The sequence below is a fragment of the Bifidobacterium sp. genome (genome assembly GCF_051876855.1).
Classification (GTDB): domain Bacteria; phylum Actinomycetota; class Actinomycetes; order Actinomycetales; family Bifidobacteriaceae; genus Bifidobacterium.
On the sequence record NZ_JBJEIH010000074.1, the window covers coordinates 1 to 3,299 of the forward strand.

The window sequence follows — 3,299 nt, forward strand, 5'->3', positions numbered from 1 at the left end:
ACGAGCGCTGATAGAGCCGGCGATCCACGTGCCGGCGGGGGTCAGACATGCCGCGACCACGCCGATAATCAGGCCGTCACGCAGGTTGACCAGGCCACGCCGGACATTCGCGACGCTGCCTGCGATGGCATTCGGGATCATCATGAGCAGGGACGTGCCGCGAGCCACCAGATCGCTCGCTCCGAACGCCAGCGACAACGCCGGAACGACAACCGCCCCGCCACCGACGCCAAGCAGGCCAGACAATGTGCCCACGAACACGCCGAGCAGCACCAGCAGAACACCGGTCAGGAATGTCATGTGAATCGTGCCGTCACGCGACGGCGTGCCGACGATCTGCGAGACAATCACAAAGACCAAGAATGCGGCGAACACCCAGCGCAACACCATTTCCGGCAATCGCGACAGCAGCCAGCTGCCAAGTTGCGCTCCGATGATTGTGCCGCAGGCGAGCAGCAACGCAGCGATCCAGTCCATATGTCCGGATTGCGCGTACGAAATCACGCCGGCGATGGCGGTCGGAATGATCGCGGCGAGCGAGGTGGCGACAGCGTGCCGCTGCGTCAGGCCGAGCCAGACCAGCGCCGGTACGATAATCGTGCCGCCGCCGATGCCGAACAGACCGGACATCAGTCCTGACAGCACACCCACCATCGCCAGCACCGCCACACGACGGACAAGATTGCCCCCAAGTGCATCATGATCCTGTGTGCTGGAATACGCCATGAGTGTCCTTCCTCGTTTTCCTACTTTCCCGCTCTCCCGCGCGCACAGATGCGACACGGTCGACACCAACTGTAGCGCGCCCGGAAGCCACACAACGTCCTCGTTTCATGTCGATTTCCCGACGCCTGCGTTGCCTCCCGATGCCATCGTTTCCCTCAACCTCAACGCCCTCGTTTCCTTCAACACCTCCCGGAAACCCCCGTTTTTCTTGCGCAATGCACACGACACGCGTCCTGAGACAAGGAAAACGCGAACACATACCATACAACCAACGATGCCGGAACGGTGCGGTCAGCATACATGCGCCAACTCCGGCACAGCGAAGGACAACGACAGACCCTACGACCAAAGGAGTGCAATGACGCGCATCACCATCATCCCCGGAACAGCGAACGACGGCACCAACCTGACTGCGGTATATGCAGAGAATGCCGCCGCCAACGTGGCGTTCGCGCTGATTTTCCCCGGCAAGGCTCTCCCCCGGTTCGTCCATTGGGGGCGCCCACTGACGCACCCGGAAACCCTCGTGCACCTGTATGACGCACTCAAACCGCAACGCGTGTCCGGCGCATTGGACAACACCGCATGGCCGAGCATTCTGCCCACGCAGGCTGAATCGTGGATCGGCGCGCAACGCATCGATATCCGCCGTGACGGCCGTGAGACATTCTGCGAGTTCTCCGTTATCGCCATCAGCCCCGCCGTCGGCGACAACGAGGGCGCTTCCATGATCAGCGTCGACGCGCAAGACGCCGATCAGCAGGTCGCCCTGCACTGGACCTGCGAACTGACCGATTCCGGCCTGATCCGCCAGTGCGCCACCGTCACCAATCTCGGCGACGGCACCCTGGATGTCAACGGCATCGAACTCGGCTACCCCCTGCCCCAGCAGGCCGTCGAAATCCTCACCACCACCGGCCACCATCTGCACGAGCGTTCGCCGCAGCGCCAGCCGCTCACCGTCGGCCGCTTCGAGAAGCTTTCCATGGCCGGACGCCCCGACTTTGACGCGTCCCTGCTCCTGACCGCCGGCGCCCCCGGATTCGGCTTCGAGCATGGCGACGTGTATTCCGTGCATGTGGGTTGGAGCGGCAACAGCGTGCTGTCCGCGGAACGCCTGCCCTACACGCAGGGCGTGATCGGCGGCGGCGAGAAGCTGTTCGGCGGCGAAATCACGCTGGAGCATGGCGCCCAGTACACCACGCCGTGGGTGTATGGCGCGTTCGGCACCGGGCTGAACGAGGTCGCCCACCGCTTCCACGAGTTCGTGCGCGCGCAGCACCCCAATCTCGTCAATAAGCCGCGTCCGGTCATCCTCAACACGTGGGAGGCCGTCTATTTCCAGCATGATTACGACACGCTTGTCCGACTCGCGGACAAGGCCGTGGACAGCGGTGTGGAGCGGTTCGTTGTGGATGACGGCTGGTTCGGCGCCCGGCGCGATGACACCGCCGGCCTCGGCGACTGGCAGATTTCGCAGGACGTGTGGCCCGACGGCGCAAAAAGCCTCAAGGCGCTTGCTGACTACGTGCATGGCAAGGACATGGAGTTCGGCCTGTGGTTCGAGCCGGAGATGGTCAATCCGAACTCAGACATGTTCCGCAACCACCCGGATTGGGTACTGCGCCCCGCCCCCGGCCGTTTGCCGATGCAGGGACGCTCTCAGCAGGTCGTCGATCTGACCAATCCGGACGCGTACGACTACGTGTTCGGCGCGATGGATCATCTGGTCGGCGAACTGGGCATCGACTACATCAAATGGGATCACAACAAGCTCGTCACCGAAGCGGTGTCCCCGCGCTCCGGCAAGCCAGCCGTGCACGAACAGACGCTAGCCGTATACCGAATCTACCGTGATCTGAAACTCGCGCATCCCGGGCTTGAAATCGAAAGCTGCTCGTCCGGCGGCGGCCGCGTCGACCTGGGCATTCTGCGCTTCGCCGACCGCATCTGGGTGTCCGATTGCGTGGATCCCGTGGAGCGGGCCGATATTCAGCGCTACACGTCGCTGCTGGTACCGCCCGAAATGATGGGTGAGCATGTGGGCGCCAGCCCCGCACATTCGACGCATCGCGCGACCAGCCAAGATCTGCGTATGGATATGGCGTTCTTCGGGCATATGGGCATCGAATGGAACCTGCTCAAGGAGTCGCAGGAGGACCTGGACAAACTGGCCGCGTGGGTGCGCGCATACAAGGAGCATCGCACGATGTTCGAAACCGGGACGGCAGTGCATGCGGATACCGCGGACCCGGCAGTGCGCCTGGACGGCATTGTCAGCGCCGACCGCTCGCACGCCGTGTACCGTTTCACGCAGCTGACCACGTCGCAGACCTACCCGGCGGCGCCGGTCGATCTTCCTGGACTCGATGCGGATGCCGTGTATCAGGTCAAGCCGCTGTCGGTCAGCCTTGATCTCGACGCCGACGGCATCGGCAACGGGCAGTCCGCGCTAGGCTGGTGGACCGCCGACGGTGTGACATTACCTGCGGTCGCGCTTGAAACCTATGGCGTCCGTCCGCCAAGCCTGCACCCGGCGCAAGCCGTGCTGTTCGAGGCCGTGCGCGTGTGAC

At 63.6% G+C, this 3,299-nt stretch carries 2 protein-coding genes; one reads left to right on the top strand and one right to left on the bottom strand.

The features are described 5' to 3' along the window. Nucleotides 1-726: sulfite exporter TauE/SafE family protein (locus tag ACI38B_RS04830; protein ID WP_439729759.1), on the bottom strand; the 726-nt coding region annotated here is incomplete at its 3' end. Between the two features lie 358 nt (nt 727-1,084). On the opposite strand from ACI38B_RS04830, the gene ACI38B_RS04835 reads away from it, so the two are divergent. Further along, a complete protein-coding gene (locus tag ACI38B_RS04835; RefSeq protein WP_439729760.1) occupies nt 1,085-3,298 on the top strand; it encodes an alpha-galactosidase in 2,214 nt (737 codons plus the stop codon). The last annotated feature ends 1 nt before the right edge of the window (nt 3,299 follow it).